This window comes from Pseudomonas sp. Sample_9 (assembly GCF_004307535.1).
GTDB lineage: Bacteria > Pseudomonadota > Gammaproteobacteria > Pseudomonadales > Pseudomonadaceae > Aquipseudomonas > Aquipseudomonas mercuritolerans.
Genome location: NZ_RAZO01000187.1, coordinates 1 through 19,967 on the forward strand (window position 1 = coordinate 1; position 19,967 = coordinate 19,967).

General features: G+C 61.2%; 15 protein-coding genes. 6 read left to right on the plus strand and 9 right to left on the minus strand.

Annotated features, from left to right (window positions below; genetic code table 11):
• Positions 1-748: 748 nt before the first annotated feature.
• A complete protein-coding gene (locus D6877_RS10315; RefSeq protein WP_130910683.1) occupies positions 749-1,111 on the plus strand; it encodes a DUF6124 family protein in 363 nt (120 codons plus the stop codon).
• A 58-nt stretch (positions 1,112-1,169) separates the two neighbouring features.
• On the opposite strand, the gene D6877_RS10320 is transcribed toward D6877_RS10315, so the two are convergent.
• The 8 genes from D6877_RS10320 to D6877_RS10360 all read right to left on the minus strand — a co-directional run bounded on the left by D6877_RS10320 (position 1,170) and on the right by D6877_RS10360 (position 15,755).
• Positions 1,170-6,887 (minus strand): membrane-targeted effector domain-containing toxin, encoded by a 5,718-nt coding sequence (locus D6877_RS10320; protein ID WP_130910684.1) that lies wholly within the window; start codon positions 6,885-6,887, stop codon positions 1,170-1,172.
• Between the two features lie 133 nt (positions 6,888-7,020).
• Positions 7,021-8,736 (minus strand): N-acetylglucosamine-specific PTS transporter subunit IIBC, encoded by a 1,716-nt coding sequence (gene nagE, locus D6877_RS10325; RefSeq protein WP_130910685.1) that lies wholly within the window; start codon positions 8,734-8,736, stop codon positions 7,021-7,023.
• 34 nt (positions 8,737-8,770) lie between these two features.
• Positions 8,771-11,284, minus strand: a complete 2,514-nt coding sequence (gene ptsP, locus D6877_RS10330; RefSeq protein ID WP_130910686.1) for a phosphoenolpyruvate--protein phosphotransferase — start codon at positions 11,282-11,284, stop codon at positions 8,771-8,773.
• A 146-nt stretch (positions 11,285-11,430) separates the two neighbouring features.
• Positions 11,431-12,453 carry an SIS domain-containing protein gene (locus D6877_RS10340; protein ID WP_130910687.1) on the minus strand — a complete coding sequence of 341 codons (1,023 nt, stop codon included), beginning with the start codon at positions 12,451-12,453 and terminating at the stop codon, positions 11,431-11,433.
• Complete coding sequence (gene nagA / locus D6877_RS10345; RefSeq protein WP_130910688.1) at positions 12,434-13,540, minus strand: N-acetylglucosamine-6-phosphate deacetylase; 1,107 nt, start codon at positions 13,538-13,540, stop codon at positions 12,434-12,436. Before nagA ends, D6877_RS10340 begins: the two co-directional genes overlap by 20 nt.
• A gap of 56 nt (positions 13,541-13,596) precedes the next feature.
• Positions 13,597-14,328 (minus strand): GntR family transcriptional regulator, encoded by a 732-nt coding sequence (locus tag D6877_RS10350; protein ID WP_130910689.1) that lies wholly within the window; start codon positions 14,326-14,328, stop codon positions 13,597-13,599.
• 283 nt (positions 14,329-14,611) lie between these two features.
• On the minus strand, positions 14,612-15,127 hold the full coding sequence (locus tag D6877_RS10355; RefSeq protein WP_130910690.1) for a L,D-transpeptidase family protein: 516 nt from the start codon (positions 15,125-15,127) through the stop codon (positions 14,612-14,614).
• 76 nt (positions 15,128-15,203) lie between these two features.
• Positions 15,204-15,755 carry an NUDIX hydrolase gene (locus D6877_RS10360; RefSeq protein WP_130910691.1) on the minus strand — a complete coding sequence of 184 codons (552 nt, stop codon included), beginning with the start codon at positions 15,753-15,755 and terminating at the stop codon, positions 15,204-15,206.
• A gap of 147 nt (positions 15,756-15,902) precedes the next feature.
• On the opposite strand from D6877_RS10360, the gene D6877_RS10365 reads away from it, so the two are divergent.
• The 5 genes from D6877_RS10365 to purT all read left to right on the plus strand — a co-directional run bounded on the left by D6877_RS10365 (position 15,903) and on the right by purT (position 19,182).
• Positions 15,903-16,502 carry a CoA pyrophosphatase gene (locus D6877_RS10365; protein WP_016771547.1) on the plus strand — a complete coding sequence of 200 codons (600 nt, stop codon included), beginning with the start codon at positions 15,903-15,905 and terminating at the stop codon, positions 16,500-16,502.
• Between the two features lie 39 nt (positions 16,503-16,541).
• Positions 16,542-17,066, plus strand: a complete 525-nt coding sequence (locus D6877_RS10370; protein WP_130910692.1) for a gamma carbonic anhydrase family protein — start codon at positions 16,542-16,544, stop codon at positions 17,064-17,066.
• Complete coding sequence (locus D6877_RS10375; RefSeq protein WP_130910693.1) at positions 17,063-17,278, plus strand: DUF1289 domain-containing protein; 216 nt, start codon at positions 17,063-17,065, stop codon at positions 17,276-17,278. Before D6877_RS10370 ends, D6877_RS10375 begins: the two co-directional genes overlap by 4 nt.
• A 154-nt stretch (positions 17,279-17,432) precedes the next feature.
• Positions 17,433-17,900 carry a VUT family protein gene (locus D6877_RS10380; RefSeq protein ID WP_016771544.1) on the plus strand — a complete coding sequence of 156 codons (468 nt, stop codon included), beginning with the start codon at positions 17,433-17,435 and terminating at the stop codon, positions 17,898-17,900.
• A 100-nt stretch (positions 17,901-18,000) separates the two neighbouring features.
• On the plus strand, positions 18,001-19,182 hold the full coding sequence (gene purT / locus D6877_RS10385) for a formate-dependent phosphoribosylglycinamide formyltransferase (protein WP_024011715.1): 1,182 nt from the start codon (positions 18,001-18,003) through the stop codon (positions 19,180-19,182).
• A 98-nt stretch (positions 19,183-19,280) separates the two neighbouring features.
• Here purT and D6877_RS10390 read toward each other — a convergent pair.
• A partial coding sequence (locus tag D6877_RS10390) for an MFS transporter (protein WP_130910694.1) occupies positions 19,281-19,967 on the minus strand: 687 nt, incomplete at its 5' end.

Here is a 19,967-nt window from a genome sequence, read left to right on the forward strand (position 1 = left end):
GGGTGAATATCCGTTGCTTCGGGTGCTGCGGCTGGCGGTTTCGCCCTTACGGCGACTCGCTTTTTTTACAAACGCCCGGAATGCCGGCCCAGTAAAAAAATGAGCAAAAAAACGCTTGCTCCTACGTTCGGCCCTCGCAGGCTCGGGTTCCTTCGTTCCGACGTCGCCGGTGGATCAAGATCAAGAGCAGGCGAGCTGACACTCGGCCTATTGAGTGGTGAAAAGCGTGTGTGTCCGGCTTTTGATTTGTGTTGTTGCTGCCCCTCACCCCAGCCCTCTCCCGAGGGAGAGGGGGCCGATTTTGTGTGGTTTTCAACTCCTGAGTTCAACTCGGACTTTCACGTCGGCGTACCTCGCCTGAACAACTCGGTCAGTCCCCTCTCCCTCTGGGAGAGGGCTAGGGTGAGGGTGGCGATCTGGAGTGTGTTTAAAGCAGTGTCTGAGTTAGCAGAACCTTCCCACAAGGTTTTCAGGTTGTCCGTCGGACGTGCGATCTCTAGTCTTTTCCCATCGCTGCGAATCAGCGATCGGGAGTGAGATCCCCGGATAGCTTGCAACTGGCGCCAGCACCACGATAATTGGCGCCAGCTCAATCTGCTGCCTGCTTTATGGCGGCTGTGTGCGGGCAGACTTCGGTCTGGCCGGTTGCCTGCTCCGGTGGATCTCACCTCGCACATAGCTGCCACCTATTCGCCGCGTGAGATCCGGCGATTGATGGTTGTCCATCAGCCTCAGCAGGAGAAATATTGTGGATAAAATCGTCCCCGACCCACCCCTCGAACCCTCAACCCCCCTCGAACAAACCATCCGCGCCGACGACCTCGCCAAGAACCGCGAAGCGATCAAGCGCGCTCTGGATTTTTACCTGTGTCCGCAGCCGAGCAAACCGCACCCTCCCAGTACCATGTTTGTGATCCAGCCCGAAATCGACACCGAAACCCTGCTCGCCCATGCCTGTGAGTCACTTGCTTCAGCCAACACCCTGGCCAGTGATTTCGCCGATCAGTTGGGGCGACCGCAGCGCAATACGGCGCTGGCGATTCAGCAGATCATCATGCTTGCCGAGCTGGCGGTGAACCGTGCGCTGGATCGGGTGGATCCCCAGGCATGAAAAAAACCACTGGGCCGTCAAGCCCAGTGGTTTTCCACGACGTGCAATCGCTCGGGTGTCACGTCACCGGTGTCAGGTTCACGTCTGTTACAAGCATGTCGATCAACAACCGCAGGTATTTGAAGCTCTCACCTTTTTTCTCCCAACGATCAACGAATAACAGACCCTTGTCATTGACCTGGATCGGCGTGACAACGATCTCGCCATTGCGGGATTTATGCACAACGCTAGCGTTGCGGGTATCTGCATTTTCGATCAGGAAGTCGCCGGTTTGGATCAGTTTGCTGCGACTGACAGATGGCGTCGCGACAGGCTTTTTCGTTCCGGGGACGGCGACCTCCATGAGAAAGTCGCTGCTCAAGGCCTGTACGTTGGCCTTGCTCTTGTCGCTGACAAACTCCCACGAGCCACGGTGGATGTCCCTGGCCAGCTCAGGGGCCGTGTCGCGTACGTGCAGGCTGACGGCTGAAAGTGTATCGGCCAGACCTGGCACGCCGAGGTTGTAATTGGTGTGCGCGCTGCCGATGAGGGCCACCCATTTATGCGGTCCGTGAGCCAGTTGATCGGCTTCGATCACTTGGGTCGCGAAATAGCTGAACATCTCGTTTCGGGAGATTTCCACGTCATGTATGCCCTTGAGGTGGTAGGACGCCGTGCAATCGATTGCCCTGATGCGCATGTTGTATTTGGCTGCGGCCTGATAGACCTCGGTGTACGTATCGCTCCCTTGGTAAAAGCGCATGTGGCCGTGATCCTGACGCTGCAGATACGCCTTAAGCCTGTCCGGCATGCGCTGGGTGCGCAGGAAAGTATCGAGATCGGCCTGGTGCAGGTCGGTGAACACGTGCTCGACATATAACGTGTCGTACCCTGCTTCCTTGAGGGCTTTCATGTGCTTTTTCAGCAGCGCTTTGCTGGCTGTATCGCTGTGGGTTTCGCCGATCAGCAGATTCAAGCGTGCGTCGGTCAATTGCCGCAAAAAAACCTCGAATGTGCAGTCGGAGGTGAGCACCGGCAGGATCGGCGCGTCGGGAGGGACGTAAGCAGTGAAGGCGTCTCTGGCCGCTTTTTCCAGACGGTCGCGCTGGGCAATGAAAGCCTCGTAGGCCGTTCTTTCACTCGGTACTGTCGGGGTGTAATACGAGTTCATGGAGTAGGGCCTTTGCAACATTTCAGCAATGTCGTTGCGCAGTGGCGCAGCAACATCGAATTCACTGAAGTGGTCAACGGCAGCCGTTGCGGCGGACGGCCTGGAGGCTGGCAGAGGCGCCATGTATGTACTCGGCATCTGGACGAGAAAATCTCCTTGCGCTGATGCATCTCCGGCGATGCCGCCGGGCGCATCCCTGGCAATGCGCGCAGGTTGATACAGGTCGACATCTTCAATGCGCACGGCCACGGCATCGTGAAGATCGGCAAGCCCCGGTGTGTTGTCGAAGGTGCTCATCCGCGATTGTTCCGTGAGCACGATCCAGCGTTCGTCTGGCGCGTCAACGCTATCGCCAGCAAGGATTTTGTGCGAGTAGAAATTTCGCACGCTGTTGCCTCTCGGCGTCAGAGGCGAGAGCTCGGACATGACCAGTGCGCCCTCGACCCGGTAGCAGGTGGAAGCATCCAGCGCGCTGATTTTCAGGCCTTTTTCCCGTGCCGCGCGCACCAGCGCCTCGTAGGAGAACGTCGCATCGCAGCCCAACGCCTTATCCACGGCTTGCAGATGCTTGCGGATATGCAGCCAGGATTTGCCCGCGTTGAGTTTTTCCAGTTTGAGCGGGAAGACGTCTCCGGGGAGGTATTCGATATAGAGACGCTTGTAGCCGTTTCTGACCAACGCATCCAGATTCTGGATCAGCGCTTGTTTACTGGCGATCGAGGCGGGCACCGCGCCGATTACCAGGTTTTTGCCCTTGAGCGCATCGCTGGCGATCAGTTGGGCAAACGATATATCGGCGCCGACATCAGGGACCTGCGGGCGTGCGGGTAGCGAGGCAAGTTCGGAAAAATGCTGAGTGGCATCCTTGGTCAGCTTCTCGACCTGCGTCAGGTAGGCTCTGCGCGTCGAGGACATTTCACTGACAGCCCCGGCGACGATCGACTCGGGACGGACCATGTAGTCCGCACTGCGCTTGAGCAGCTCCTCTCGAGCTTGCGGGTTCATCACCGTTTCGATGCGTTCGCGATATTTGGCCGCCACACCGTAATCTGTGTGCGGGCCGGAGGCCTGCGGTAAGGTTTCATACTTCGGCGCCCCCCCGCTGATGCCACTGCGCACCATCCTGCCTTCTGGATCACGCACTGCCAGGATACCGGTCGAGAACAACCTGCCACTGTCCGGGTCAAGGCGATGCAACAGATAGCGTCCGAGGGCATCGGGCTGGTTCGACGCCCACAAATTCTGTGCCCTGAATACCACCGGCTGCATGTTCGCCGGAGCTGCGACCGGAGCCACTTGATCGATCAGTGTCACCACATTGCGTTGTTCGTTGCTGGCACTGGCGCTGATTCGGCGCAAAGGGCGGCGCACAGGTTTGAGCGAGCGCAGGGCGGGACGCAGGTCAGTCAGTACCGCGCCGGCACTGTTGAACCAGTAACCGAGCAAATGCCCGAACGCTTCATTGGTATCGCCCTGGCGGTAGGCATGCAAAGCGAGCATGGCGTCCTTGAACGCCAGCAGCAGGCCAGTGCTCAGACTCAACAGCGGGAAGGGCGCGGTGGCAATGGCGAGCACCCATTCGACACTGGTCCAGATCAGACCGGCGATCATCTCGGTACGGCTCGTGGTAGTGGCGTGGACATTGTCGATCCGGCGCTGCAATTTCATGTTGTACAGCGCAGTACGTAAATCGCTGACAGGTTTTACCGACCGGGTCGAGTCGTAACGTGCCGGGCTGGGCATGGAGATATTGAGGCTGTCGGGTAACTGTTTTCTTGCATTTTCGAGGAAGGTGCGAACCCGGGCCTGGCCACTGACACCTACCCGCAGCGTGAGGTATTCAATCAGGCCAGGCTGTTTCTTGAGCAGGTAATTGAACTGTCGTGCCTCACGAAAACCGATGCCGTCCGGCGCATCGGGTGTGTAAAGCAGGACCGGGTTTTCGGCATGGCTGAACAGCCACACATCAATTATCCATTCGCCATCGATCATCATCCGGTGCAGCGCGTATTTCGTGCGCACAGGTCCCGAGGTCTCATCCATGCTGGTAATACTTTGCTCCAGCCATTGCAGATCGTGACTGGTGATGCTGCCTCGCAGCCGGCTTTCCAGCGCAGCGCTTTTCATCTGCCGCTGGGTAATCGCCAGCGTCGCGTTGCGTCTGAAAGCGTAGCCCTCGCTGGTTGAACCCTGCAGTTCCTTCTTGACCTTGTCGGTGTAGCGTTGGCCGATCCATACGCCAGTGACCGAGCGCGCTACTTTCTGCGCGGTCAGGAGGCTGATATCGATACCTGGCGGCCCCTTGAAGCGAGCCGAGCTGGAAAATTTTTCATCGAGAAAACCGACGCCGTCGGCATAGCCGTCGCGATACAGCTGTGTGTAGGTCATCGGCGGCGGTGTCGACGAACGCACCATCGAGGGTGGCGAATAGGCCCAGACGGTATCCGGGTCGACGTCGTTGGCCGGGCGCTGCAGCAGGCGGTTCAGGCTGATCCGGGCTTGCTCGTGGACAAAATCGATAAACGCCGGGAAACGTCCGCCCGACAGTGGATGGTCATTGAACTCACGCAGGGCGCCCTCGGCATCCTCGGTCAATGTCGTGAGTTTTCTGCGGTCGGCCATGCTGGTCCGGCGATACCACTGCGGCGTGCTGAAATCATAATCGTCAAGACGCGTGGCCAGTACATGCTCGGCCATTGCTCGCAGGCAATCGGAGTGACTGCCGATATGTTCGAACGTGACCCTCTGATGTTCCAGCGATCCAGGCTTGAAACTCAGGCCGGCCAGCACTTTGCGCAGGGTCGGGCGAAAGCGCATGGGCGCACGGTTGATCAGGTAACCCGCCATGCTGTCAGCGACATCGCTGTGCCTGGCCCAGCTCAACAGCTGGGACTGGCACTCGCGCTCACTGCCGAAAGCCTGGAACTGTTGCTCGCGAGGTGCCTGAGGCGTACACAGCAATATCCGCGTGATCGCGCCATTCGCATCACTCTGGCGCAGCACCCACAGGTCCAGCAGTTGCGCCCCATGCACGCAAAGGGTGGCGGCCTTCAGTCGGCTGTCGCTGGCGCTGCGCAGACGCTCGATCAGTTGCAGATCAGTGTCGAGCAGGTGCCCTTGCAACGCTGCCGTATGCGCGAGCGCGACGATGCGTTGATCGAGCATCTTTTCGATCGCCGGCTTTATCGTGGGCCGCGCCTGCATATCTTTTTGCAAGCTGGCGTAGTCGACGCGAGGTTGCATCTTGAGCGCTTGTTCGACCAGCCATGCCGGAGTCACGTCCGCGTACATTGCTGGCAACGGCGCGTCATCGTAGCTGAGCGTGGTGTAGCGCAAAAATTCCGAACCGGGCAGTTCATCGCCGGTGTGTGGCCCGCGCAAGGACAGATCGAGCAAATTGGATCGATGCACATAAACCCCATAGCCCGGCACTCGGCGATCGGTGCTGATATGCAGCTTGTGCGGTTCGAGGTCGTCGATCTCCAGGTCATCACTCAGGCGCTCCAGCCATTGGTGGCGAGCAAGCGCCGCCAGGCTGCCCGTCGGCTCCATCAGATCAAGCAGATGCTGACGCGCACGGTTGTAGTTGGCGACATGCTGCGTGAGTTCTGTCTGCCTGTCGGGACTGGCGCTGCGATACCAGTCCGGCGCGCTGTAGCGCAGGTGGCGCTCGAACAGGGTCTGGGCACGCAATTGAAGACGCGCGGTGAGATCAGGCAGTGCCGCAGCGATTGCACGCTCCAGTGCGCTGACCAGTAACTTGGGATCCTGCTGCGGATTGTCGGCGAAGCTCAACGCCCGTTCGATGTCCTGGGTGCGTTTTTCGATCAGCGCGTCGTAGGTGTGCTCGAACAACGGCTTGCTGTCGATGGCTGCAAGTCGCAGCGGCCAGATCCCCGCGGCGCCGACGTCGTGGTAGCGCGTCGGCAACAGGGACATGAACTCGTCGCGACCGCTGGCCTGGTTCAGGGACGCACGCAATTGGCTATCGAGGTCGGCCAGAGAGCTGAAGAACTCGAGACCGCGCACGGGTGTGAACAGTACGGCAAAGCCAACGCTCTGGTCTGTCAGCAGATCGCTGACACGGGGAGTGTCCTTTTGTGTGACGACAAAGGCGCCGGCCAGCTCGACGCGGCTGCCCTGATAGCTGAATTGCAGCGCGTACATTGCCGGACGCAGCATCGGCCCCAGTCCGAGTTTCTCCAGAAGCTCGCCGGCTTGCGGGTGCAACAGTCGGTCGGTCACGGCTTGCCGCGCTTCGTGCTCAATGGCGGTGAATCCAGCATCGTATTTGAGGAAGGTTTTCGCCGGCTTGCCGTCGATCTGATCGCGCAGGTCCATGTTGATCAGTTGGGTGTTGAGCCTGATCTTCTGGGTTGCGATGAGCTGTTTGCCTTCCGCGGTTTGCAGATCGCTGGTTTCCAGCGCCTGATAGAGCGCTCGGCTGCGTCGCAAAAAGCCGTTACGGTAAGTGGTGAGCTGTTCGTTGAGACGTTTCAGGTAAGTCTGTTCAGCGGTCGGTTTTTGTGCGGGAAGCAGTGGGGTCGGGCTGTCAAACAGATAGTCGCTGATCTGGTTGACGTTGCTGTTGATCTCTGCGGGTGTTGGGGATTTTGCCGGGGTCACGGGCGCTCTCCAGATTGGGAATGAGCGCTCAGCATGGCGAGGAGGGCGTGGAGGAGGGTGGTACATACGTATGGAGTGTGGAATCTGCGGAGCTGGCGAGCCTGATCGCGAACAGGCCCGCCAACGCCCCCGTTCAAACCTGCGCGCTGACCTCTTGGCGATTCACCAACCCCTCCAGCGCGCAGCTCAGACTTGCTGCCTTGTCACCCACCAGCAAATGCCAGATCCCACCGTCCAACTGGCTGACACCCTGGCAGCCCAGCGCTTGCAACTGCGCCTCTGACAACGTCTTGCCATCGGCCAGTTGCAGGCGAATGCGGGTCATGGCTATGCAATCGAGTTGCAGCACATTGTCGCGACCGCCCAGCGCATTCAGCCATTGCTGCGCCTCGTTGCTTGTAAGCACAACGGTCTTCGGTTCATCGGCAATTACTGGGGTTTCCACCAACGTTGTTCGGCCCAGCGCAGGCATGGCCAAGCGGATTTCATCGGCAATGCTGTCAGCCAACGGCCCGACCACGACCTGCAGACTGCCGCCCTTGCCCGGGCGCACTACCGCCATCGCGCCCAGCGCTTTCAGCTCGGCATCCGAGGCCTTGTTGCGATCGACCATCTCCAGGCGCAGTCGGGTCGTGCAGGCGCCGACGGTCAGCAGATTCTCGGCGCCGCCCAAGGCTTTGATATACGCACTGGCGCGTTCGGTTTCCGAAAGCACGGCTTTTTCTGCCGTGGCCACGTCTTCGCGCCCCGGCGTCTTCAGGTTGAAACGACGGATACAGAAGTCGAAAACCAGGTAATAGATGACCGCATAAGCCAGCCCGACCGGCACCACCAGCCAGCCATTGGTCGACTTGCCCCAGCCGAGAATCATGTCGATGAAGCCACCGGAAAAGGTGAAGCCCAGATGAATGTTCAGACCGTTGGTGATCGCCATCGACAGCCCGGTCAGCAGCGCGTGCAGGAGGAACAACAGCGGTGCGAGAAACATGAAGGCAAATTCGATCGGCTCGGTCACGCCGGTCAGAAACGAGGTCAGCGCCATCGACAGGAAGATCCCGCCCATCACCTTGCGCCGCTCCGGCAAAGCGTTGCGATACATCGCCAGGCACGCGGCGGGCAGGCCGAAGATCATCATCGGGAACATGCCGGTCATGAACTGGCCGCCCTTCGGATCGCCGGCAAAATACCGCGACAGATCGCCGGTCACCAGCGCGCCGGTGGTCGGGTCGGTGAAGTTGCCGAAGACGAACCACGCCATGTTGTTAAGTATGTGGTGCAGGCCGGTGACGATCAGCAAACGGTTGAAGACGCCGAAGACGAAGGCGCCAATGCTGCCGCTTTCCATCATCAGCGCGCCGAACGCATTGATGCCCTGCTGGATCGGCGGCCAGATATAGCCGAACAGCACGCCCAGCCCCACCGCCGCGAACCCGGTGACAATCGGCACAAAACGCCGGCCACCGAAGAACGCCAGATATTCCGGCAGCTTGATGTCCTTGAAGCGGTTGTACAGCGCGCCGGCCATCAGGCCGCTGACGATCCCGGCGAGCATGCCCATGTTGATGCTCGCATCGAGCACCTTGAGCGTGGAGATCATCACCAGATAACCGATCACTCCGGCCAGGCCGGCGGTGCCGTTGTTGTCCTTGGCGAAACCGACGGCGATGCCGATGGCAAAGATCATCGCCAGGTTGGCGAAGATCACTTGCCCGGCATCGTGAATGATCGCGATGTTCAACAGGTCGGTGTCGCCCAGGCGCAGCAGCAGGCCGGCAATCGGCAGGATCGCGATCGGCAGCATCAGCGCGCGGCCGAGGCGTTGCAGGCCTTCAATGAAGAGTTGATACATGGTGGTTCTCCTGCTCTTTAACGAGAGCTTGTTGTTAGGGCAACGGCCAATGTTGACGGCAGGCGTGACGCACCGCAGCGGCGCTGGACAGCTTGAGCAAGTCGCGGCTCAGGCGCTGACATTCGGCTTCATGCAACTGACGTACGCGGTCCTTGATTTCACCGATCTGCACCGGGCTCACCGACAGTTCGGTGACGCCGAGGCCGATCAGCACCGGCGTGGCCAGCGGGTCGGAGGCGAGGGCGCCGCAGACACCGACCCAGCGCTTGTGCACCGCCGCGCCTTCGCAAGTCATGGCGATCAGGCGCAGCAGCGCGGGGTGCAGCGCATCGACCCGCGCCGCCAGCCCGGCGTGGTCGCGGTCCATGGCCAGGGTGTATTGCGACAGATCGTTGGTGCCGATCGAGAGGAAGTCGGCGTGTTCGGCCAGTTGCTCGGCTTGCAGCGCGGCGGCGGGGACTTCGATCATCACGCCGATTTCCGGGCGCTCGGCAATGCCCATTTCAAGCCGCAGTGCATCGACGCGCTGGCGGATGTGCAGCAGTTCGTCGACCTCGGTGACCATCGGCAACAGAATCCGGCAACGCGACAACGGCTTGACCTGCAGCAGCGCGCGCAGTTGCTGATCGAGAATTTCCGGCCGCGCCTGGGCCAGACGAATGCCGCGCAGACCGAGCACCGGGTTGGCCTCGGCGGGCAGCGGCAGGTACTCGAGTTGCTTGTCGCCACCGACGTCGATGGTGCGGATGATCACCGACTTGTCGCCCATGGCATCGATCACCGCTTGATAGGCGCTGCGCTGTTCTTCGACGTCCGGTGCCGTCTGGCGATCAACGAAGAGAAACTCGGTGCGCAACAGGCCGACGCCATCGGCACCATTGGCAAAAGCGTCTGCCGCTTCGTTGCTCGAGGCGACGTTGGCGACCACTTCGATGTGCACGCCATTGCGCGTTTCAGCGGGCAAATGGGCTTTGGCCTGTTGGCTGTCGCGACGCTGCTGGCGCTGGATTTGTGCCTGTTGCACTTCGCTCAGGCGTTGCGCATTCGGCGTCAATTCGAGGCGCCCGTCGTCAGCGTCGAGCACCACGGCCTGATCCTGCGGCTGCTCAAGCAATTGCGCGCCCAAAGCGACGATGCACGGCAAGCCTTTGCCGCGCGCCAGAATCGCGACGTGGGAGGTCGCGCCGCCTTCGGCCATGCACAACCCGGCGACACCTTGCGCGCTGAGTTGCAGCAGATCCGATGGCGTCAGTTCGTGGGCGGCAACGATGGCGCCGGCCGGAACCTGGTATTGCCAGGCCTCGCCAAGCAGGGCGCGCAGGACGCGTTGTTTTAGATCACGCAAATCGTTGGCGCGTTCGGCCAGCAGCGGACTGCCGGTGCCTTGGAGCATGTCGCACTGCGTGTCGATCGACTGACTCCAGGCGTGCGTCGCAGCGGTGCCTTGGGCGATGAATTGCTGCGCGGCGTCGAGCAGGGCCGGGTCTTCGAGCAGCGCCATGTGTGCGGCGAAGATCGCTTCTTCGTCGGCGTTCTGGTGCTTTTTCGCCTGGGCGAGGGTGGCGGCGATTTCGCTGCGCACCGCGTTCAATGCCGTTTCAAGCGTCTGCTGCTGTTGCACCGGATCGTGATGGCCCGCATCCGCCGGCAAGGTGATCGCGTTCAAGCGAAACAACGGCCCGGCGACCAGCCCCGGCGCCGCGCAAACACCGTGCAACACGCCAGCCTCGGCCGGGCGTTTCAGCGCGGCTGTGGCGGTCGGCGCTTGCGCGTGATGATCGTCCGGCAGCGCCGTGGCCAATGCGCTGAGCAGAGCTTGCAATGCGGCATCGGCGTCCGGCCCCTGACAACTGACCTGCACCTCATCCTGCTCACCAATGGCCAGCCCCATCAAACCGATCAGACTGTTGCACGGCGCCGATTTGCCGTTGAAATGCAGCTGTGAGTGGCTGCTGAAACCCTGGGCGGTCTGGCGGATCAGCGCAGCCGGGCGCGCATGCAGACCGCCGCGATGAGCGACCTGCACTTGACCACGAACCTCAGGCCCGCCGCTTGTATCGGTATTCGCCGCCACCACATTGCGCGCGATGATGTGCAGCAACGGCTCGCCGACTTTCACCGCTTTGAGGGTGATCGGCCGCACCTGAAAATCCGCGCTGTTGGTCAGGATCAACAGGCTGACCAGGCTTTTGCAGTGCTGGCCGACCTTGTCCAGGTCATAGCGCAGCAGCGGCTGACCGAGGCTGACGCGATCGCTTTCCTTGACCAGCATGGCGAAACCTTCGCCGTTCAATTCAACGGTGTCGAGGCCCAGGTGCAGGAGGATTTCCGCACCGTTGTCGGCGCGCACGGTCACCGCGTGGCTGCTACGCGCAACGTGGATGACCACGCCGGCGCAAGGTGAATACAGCGTGTCGTTGAGCGGGTCGATGGCGATGCCGTCGCCCATCGCGCCACTGGCGAACACCGCGTCCGGGACGTTGGCGAGCGTCAGCACCGGGCCGCTGAGCGGGGCGCTGAGGGTCAGCTCTTTATTGTTGTCGGGCATGGCTGGGTCTCATCAGTTGAATCTCGGTTCGATGTCCCCTGTAGGAGCTGCCGAAGGCTGCGATCTTTTGATCTTGTTTTTATGGGTCGAGATCAAAAGATCGCAGCCTTCGGCAGCTCCTACACGGGTACATCCGTCAGCAGTTGTCAGTGCGTGCGGGTCACTTTGCTCAAATGGCGCGGCTGATCCGGGTCCATGCCCCGCGCCACGGCCAGGCCTGCGGCCATCACGTAAAAGCTCTGGATCGCCAGAATCGGGTCGAGGGCCGGGTGTTCGGCGCGGGTCAAGGTCAGGTCGCGTTCGCTGACGTCATCCGGCGCGGCGAGCAAGACCCGGGCGCCGCGCTGGCGCATTTCCGCCGCCAGACTCAGCAGGCCGGCCTGCTCGGCGCCGCGTGGGGCGAAAACCAGCAGCGGATAGTGTTCGTCGATCAGCGCCATCGGCCCATGACGGACTTCGGCACTGCTGAACGCTTCGGCCTGAATCGCCGAGGTTTCCTTGAATTTCAGTGCCGCTTCCTGAGCAATGGCAAAACCGGCGCCACGGCCGATCACCATCAGGCGCTCGCAATCACGCAGGGCTTCGATGGCCACGCTCCAGTCCTGTTTCGCCGCTTCGCGCAGGCCTTCTGGCAGCGCATCGTGGGCTTGCAGCAATTCGCTGTCCTCTTTCCAGTGCGCGATCAAGCGCGCGCTGGCGCTGAGGGTGGCGATAAAACTCTTGGTCGCGGCGACGCTGCTTTCCGTGCCGGCGAGCAGCGGCAGGCTGAATTCACAGGCCGCTTCCAGTGGCGAATCGGCAGCGTTAACCATCGACACGCTCAGCGCGCCACGCTTGCGCAACAGGCGCAGGCTGTTGACCAGATCCGGGCTCTGCCCCGACTGCGAAAACGCAAAGGCGACCTGACCGCTGACTTTCAGCGGCGCCTGCTGCATGGTCACCACCGACATCGGCAACGAGGCCACCGGCACGCCCAGTTGCTGCATGGTCAGGTAGGCGAAGTAGCTCGCCGCGTGGTCGGAGCTGCCACGGGCGACGGTCATCGCCACTTGCGGTGGCTGCCGGCGCAGGCGCCCGGCGATCTCGACCATCGGCGCGTCGAGCTGTTGCAGTTGGGCTTGCACGGCCTCGAACGAGGACAGCGCCTCCTCAAGCATTTTTGAAGTCAATGTCTTCTCCTTCGACCATGACGGCGGTCAGTGTGAGTGAGCGATCGAGCCGCACGCAGTCGGCCCAGGCGCCGGGGGCAAGGCGCCCGCGTTCGGTGATGCCGAGGTAGTCGGCGGGAAATTGCGACAGACGCTGCGAGGCTTCGGCGATCGGCAAACCGATCTTGACCAGATTGCGCAGGGCCTGATCCATGGTCAGGGTGCTGCCGGCCAGCGTGCCGTCGGGCAGGCGCACGCCGCCCAGGCATTTGGTCACGGTGTGGCTGCCAAGCTTGTATTCACCGTCGGGCATGCCGGCGGCGGCGGTCGAATCGGTGACGCAATACAGGCACGGGATCGAGCGCAGGGCCACGCGGATGGCGCCGGGATGCACGTGCAACAGATCGGGAATCAGCTCGGCGTATTTGGCGTGGGCCAGTGCTGCGCCGACGATGCCCGGCTCGCGGTGATGCAGCGGGCTCATGGCGTTATAGAGGTGGGTGAAACTGCTGGCTCCGGCAGCCAGCGCGGCGACGCCTTCCTCGTAGCTGCCGAGGGTGTGCCCGATCTGCATGCGGATGCCACGGCTGCTCAGCTCACGGATCAATGCATCGTGACCGGCGATTTCCGGGGCAATGGTGATGACGCGGATCGGCGCCAGCGCCAGATATTCTTCGACTTCGGCCATCAACGCGGTGTGGGCGAAGTTCGGTTGGGCGCCGAGTTTTCCCGGGTTGATGTAAGGGCCTTCAAGGTGCACGCCGAGGACTCGCGCGGCGCCTTTCGGACGCTGTTCGCAGAATTCTCCTACCTCTTTGAGAACGCTGGAGATCTCCGCGCTCGGCGCAGTCATGGTCGTGGCCAGCAGCGAAGTGGTGCCGAAACGCACATGGGTTCTGCTGATGGTTTCGAAGGCTTCGGCGCCTTCCATGATGTCTTTGCCGCCGCCGCCGTGCACATGCAGGTCGATGAAACCCGGCAGCAGATAGGGCAGATCGTTAGCCGCCGGATCGCAGGGCACGCCTTCGATCGACACGATCTTGCCGTGTTTGTGAATCAGCCGGCCGCGAACCCAGCCGCTGGCGGTGAGGATGTTGTCTTCGGACATTTTCGTTCTCGCTTGGGGCCGCGCTCAGCGACGCGGCTCTTTATCTACGAAGCTCTTTATCTGCGAAGCTCTGCAACAAAGTCGTAGTAGTCGTTGCGGCAATAGGTGTCGGTGACTTCGATCGGCGTGTTGTCTTCCAGATAGCCGACCCGGGTCATCAGCAGCATGGCGGTGCCGGGGGCGATGCCGACCAGTGCGGCGAATTCGTCCGAGGCGTTGATTGCCTGGATGTGCTGAAGGGCGCGGACGATCGGTTTGCCGATGCCGTCGAGGTATTCGTAAAGCGAATCGCCCACCGCTTGCGGCCTGGGCATGATTGAGGCGGGCAGGGTGCTCATCTCGATCGCCATGACCGTGTCATCGGCTTTGCGCAGGCGCTTCATGCGCGCCACCTTGTCATTCGGCGACAGGCCGAGGCGGATCAATTCTTCGTGGGTCGGCAGGGTGATTTCCCGCTCCAGCCATTTCGAGCTGGGCACGAAACCTTTCAGGCGCAGCATTTCGCTGAAGCCGGACAGACGCGACAGCGGTTGTTCCAGCCGTGGGGTGATGAACGTGCCCGAGCCTTGCAGGCGGCGGATCAGGCCTTGCTCGAGCAAGACTTCCAAAGCTTTGCGTGCGGTGACCCGGGAGATGCCGAGCTGGTCGCTGAGGTTGCGCTCGGACGGCATCGCCTGTTCGGCCTTCCACTGCCCGGCATGAATCGCCGCTTCCAGATTGCGCGCCAGCTGCAAGTACAGCGGCGTCGGCTGGGCATCGTCAGGACGTAGGGATTGGAGGTCGTTCATGTAGGTCGTTTCCGCCGCGAGTATAGGGTTGTTGTGGCTCGCTTGTGCGACGGAAGCTAATACCACTTGAATACCATGTCAACGCCATGAATCGGCGTCTGGCCCAATGGATTGGCGGCTTTCAGAGGGCGTTGTTTAAAGTGGTATTAGTGTTGGCCTATAAAAAGCAAAAGATCGCAGCCTGCGGCAGCGCCTACAGTTGAGAGTGGTATCACCTCTGTAGGCGCTGCCGCAGGCTGCGATCTTTTGATTTATTTTTTTGCGGGTGACCAGTGGTCAGGGATTAAGGGCGAATCTCGATCATCGTGCCGTCCGGTACCAGATTCCACACTTCACGCATGTCGACGTTGCGCATGGCGATGCAGCCGTCGGTCCAGTCGAGGGTATGGAACAACTGCTCCGGATTGTCTGCCGAATCCGGAGTGCCGTGGATCATGATCATCCCGCCGGGCTCGACACCTTCACGGCGAGCACGGGCGGCATCGCTGATGTTCGGGTAGGAGATGTGCATCGACAGGTTGAATTTGTCGCTGGTCTTGCGCCAGTCGATCCAATAGAAACCTTCGGGTGTGCGTTTGTCGCCCTCGATCAGTTTCGGCCCTTTCTTCGCGCCCTTGCCCAAGGAGATGCGATAGGTCTTCAGCGGCTTGCCGTCGGCAATCAACTGCAGTTGGTGGGCTGATTTGAGTACCAGGACTTTTTCGATCAGTGGAGTGCTCGAGGGCGTCACGGTGGTCACGAATGACGCTTGCGAAACGCTGACGAACGACAGGCAAAACAGGGCAAGCAACCAACGCATTGAAACGATTCCCCAAGAATGACGCAGACACATAGTGATAGATGCAGGTGTGGTTATCGGCAGGGTGCCGCGAAGCTCAAGTGATCGCTGGCTGCACCAGTGGCGGAATCGACTCCGAACGCACCGGGTAAACCTCCCTGCGCCGATCGGCAAAGAAACATTCCAGCGTGCGCCCGACCGTGCGGAAAGCCAGCTCGTCCCAGGGAATGTCGGCTTCTTCGAACAGCTGCACTTCAAGGCTTTCCGGCCCGGCCGCATACTGCAGATCGGCCAGTTCGGCGCGGAAGAACACATGCACCTGGCTGATGTGCGGCACGTCGATCAGCGTGTAGATGCTCAGGTTGCGCACCCGGGCGCAGGCTTCTTCGGCGGTTTCGCGGATGGCGGCCTGCTCGATGGTCTCGCCGTTTTCCATGAAGCCGGCAGGTAGCGTCCAGTAACCGAGACGCGGCTCGATGGCGCGGCGGCAGAGCAGCACTTTCGTCCCCCAGGTCGGCACGCAACCGGCGACGATATTGGGGTTCTGGTAGTGAATGGTCTGACAGCTGTCGCAGACAAATCGCAGCCGCGAGTCGCCTTCGGGAATGCGCTGGGTGACCGGGTTACCGCAGTGGCTGCAAAATTTCATGCTCGGGTTCCTGAATGCTGCGCCTATCTTGGCGTGCAGCGGGGGCGGTCGGCAAGTTGTCGTTTCGCGACACGACGGGTTTCGGGGGCTTGGGCGCTCGCTTTGATTGGTGCATGATGCGGAGCAAGGCACCGATCGAGAACACTCATGCTGGACGAGCTACTGCATAGGGTAAGCAACCACACACCGCGCACGCTGGAGACCGACGCACGTTTCCCCGAAGCCGCCGTGCTGGTGCCGATCACCCGCAGTGACGAACCGGAACTGGTCCTGACCCTGCGCGCCAGCGGGCTTTCGACCCACGGCGGCGAGGTCGCCTTCCCCGGAGGGCGCCGCGACCCGGAGGATCCGGACCTCATATTCACTGCGCTGCGTGAAGCCGAGGAAGAGATCGGCCTGCCGCCGGGTCTGGTCGAAGTCATCGGCCCGCTGAGTCCGTTGATCTCCCTGCACGGCATCAAGGTAACGCCGTATGTCGGGGTGATTCCCGACTTTGTCGAATACCAGCCCAATGATGCCGAGATTGCCGCCGTCTTCAGCGTACCGCTGGAATTCTTCCGCAAGGACCCGCGCGAGCACACCCATCGCATCGATTATCAGGGCCGCAGTTGGTACGTGCCGAGCTATCGCTTCGGCGAGTACAAGATCTGGGGCCTGACGGCGATCATGATCGTCGAGTTGATCAACCTGCTCTATGACGCCAAAATCAGCCTGCACCGACCGCCGAAAAGCTTTATCGATACCTGAGCCGTCGTTCGAACGGCCGTGAGCCCCGAGGAAAACAAGATGAAATACCGCCTGGGCGACGCCCGCGTCGAAACCCATCCACAGAGCTGGGTCGCGCCCAATGCCGTGCTGGTGGGCAAGGTCAAGCTGGAAGAGGGCGCCAACGTCTGGTTCAACGCCGTGTTGCGTGGCGACAATGAATTGATCCTGATCGGCAGGAACAGCAACGTCCAGGACGGGACGGTTATGCACACCGACATGGGCTACCCGCTGACCATCGGCACCGGCGTGACCATCGGCCACAACGCCATGCTGCATGGCTGCACAGTCGGCGATTACAGCCTGATCGGCATCAACGCGGTGATTCTCAACGGCGCGAAGATCGGCAAGAACTGCATCATCGGCGCCAATTCGCTGATCGGCGAAGGCAAGGAAATTCCCGACGGTTCGCTGGTGATGGGCTCGCCGGGCAAGGTCGTGCGTGAACTGACCGAGGCGCAAAAGAAGATGCTCGAAGCCAGCGCCGCGCACTATGTGCATAACTCGCAGCGTTACGCCCGCGATCTGGTCGAGCAGGAACAATGACGACTGTTGAACGACCAGTCGCCTCGCCTTGCGTGAATATCTGCGCGCTGGACGAAGAAGATGTTTGCACCGGGTGCCAGCGCACGGTCGCAGAGATCACCCGCTGGGGCCGCATGAGCAATGACGAGCGCCGGGTGGTGCTGGGGTTGTGTCATGAGCGGGCGAAGGCGAGTGGATTGGTCTGGATGATTCCCGCGAAGTCAGGCGTCTGAACCACCGCTTTCGCGAGCAGGCTCGCTCCCACCTTGAAAATGCATTCCACTGTGGGAGCGAGCCTGCTCGCGAAGACGTCGGTCCTGTCACCGCACCTATTGGCGCAATACCAGCGCTCAAGTAACCTGTGCGCCACATTTACAGGCCGCCCCCATGATCTTCCTCATCGCCTACATCAGCAGCGTCGTGCTGATCAACTTCGCCTTTTCCACCGCACCGCACCTGGACATCATCTGGTCGGCCTGGGGCGGGCTGGTGTTCGTGCTGCGCGACATGGTGCAAACGCGCTTCGGTCATGGCGCGATCGTGGCGATGCTGGCGGCGCTGGTGCTCTCCTACATCACGTCCGACCCATCCATCGCGCTGGCCAGCGCCACGGCGTTCGCGGTCTCCGAGTGCATCGACTGGCTGGTGTTCAGCATCACCAAGCGGCCATTGCGTGATCGTCTGTGGATCAGTTCGGCGCTGAGCATTCCGCTGGATACCTTCATCTTTTTCGGCATGATCGACGCCTTGACGCCGCCGGTGATCATCACCGCGCTGGCCTCGAAGTTCGCCGGCGTTACCGCGGTCTGGCTGATCATGGCCTGGCGTGATCGCAAACAGGCTGTCGCCAGCTGAAGCCAAACCCTCGGGTTCATGTAAAATGCCGCGCTTTCTCCCCATGGAAAGCGCACCTGCGTGGCTTTCCTCGATGATCCGCTTCCTTTGAGGACCTGAGATGACCCGTATCGGAACTCCATTGTCGCCAACCGCGACCCGCGTATTGCTGTGTGGCTGTGGTGAGTTGGGCAAGGAAGTGGTAATCGAACTGCAGCGCCTGGGCGTTGAAGTGATTGCCGTCGACCGCTACGCCAACGCGCCGGCCATGCAAGTCGCCCATCGCAGCCACGTGATCAACATGCTCGACGGCGCTGCTTTGCGTGCAGTGATCGAAGCCGAGAAGCCGCACTTCATCGTGCCGGAAATCGAAGCCATCGCTACCGCCACGCTGGTCGAGCTGGAAGCCGAAGGCTTCACCGTGATCCCGACCGCGCGTGCGGCGCAGCTGACCATGAACCGCGAAGGTATCCGTCGTCTGGCTGCCGAAGAGCTGGACCTGCCGACCTCGCCGTACCACTTTGCCGACACCTTCGAGGACTACAGCAAAGCCGTTCAGGACCTGGGCTTCCCATGCGTGGTCAAGCCGGTGATGAGTTCATCGGGCAAGGGCCAGAGCCTGCTGCGCAGCGCCGATGATGTGCAAAAAGCCTGGGATTACGCGCAAGAGGGCGGTCGCGCCGGCAAAGGTCGGGTGATCATCGAAGGCTTCATCGACTTTGACTACGAAATCACCCTGCTGACCGTGCGCCACATTGGCGGCACCACGTTCTGCGCACCGGTCGGCCACCGTCAGGAGAAGGGCGACTATCAGGAATCCTGGCAGCCGCAGGCCATGAGCCCGATTGCTCTGGCTGAATCCGAGCGCGTTGCCAAAGCTGTGACGGAAGCGCTGGGTGGCCGTGGTCTGTTCGGCGTCGAGCTGTTCATCAAAGGTGATCAGGTGTGGTTCAGCGAAGTCTCGCCACGGCCGCATGACACCGGTCTGGTGACGCTGATTTCCCAGGATTTGTCCCAGTTCGCCCTGCATGCCCGTGCGATTCTCGGCCTGCCGGTGCCACTGATCCGTCAGTTCGGCCCATCGGCGTCGGCGGTGATTCTGGTGGAAGGCCAGTCGACCCAGACTGCATTCGCCAACCTGGGCGCTGCGTTGAGCGAGCCGGACACCGCGCTGCGTCTGTTCGGCAAGCCGGAAGTGAACGGTCAGCGCCGCATGGGCGTGGCGCTGGCGCGGGATGAGTCGATCGAGGCTGCTCGCGCCAAGGCGACTCGTGCGTCGCAGGCGGTTGTTGTCGAGCTGTAAACCGGGTCGCGGCAGCTATTCGCGAGCAGGCTCGCTCCCACATTTGGAATGCATTTCCCTGTGGGAGCGAGCCTGCTCGCGAAGCTTTTGATCTTCTGTCAGGCAACCTGATTCAGATCGTTGTTGCGGGTTTCCTTCAAGCACAGCACCGCAATCAGACTCAACACCGCCGCCGCCGACACATACCCGCCGACATAGCTCAACCCACCCATCGCCACCAGTTTCTGCGCAAAGAACGGCGCCGCCGAGGCTCCAACGATCCCGCCCAGGTTGTACGCCGCCGAAGCACCGGTATAACGCACGTGGGTCGGAAACAGCTCAGGCAACAGCGCGCCCATCGGTGCGAATGTCACGCCCATCAAAAACAGCTCGATGCACAGAAACAGCGCCACGCCCCAGGTCGAGCCCTGCGTCAGCAATGGCTCCATCAGAAATCCAGACAGAATCGCCAGCACGCCACCAATGATCAGCACCGGTTTGCGCCCGTAACGGTCGCTGGCCCAGGCTGACAATGGGGTCGCTGCGGCCATGAACAACACGGCAAAGCACAGCAGGCCGAGGAACGTTTCGCGGCTATAACCCAGCGTGGATACGCCGTAGCTCAGGGAAAACACTGTCGAGATATAGAACAGTGCGTAGCAGACCACCATCGCCGCCGCACCCAGCAGTGTTGGAGCCCAGTATTGGCTGAACAACTCGACCAGCGGCACTTTCACTCGCTCCTGACGAGCGATCGCATTGGCGAACACTGGCGTTTCATGCAGCTTGAGGCGCACATACAGGCC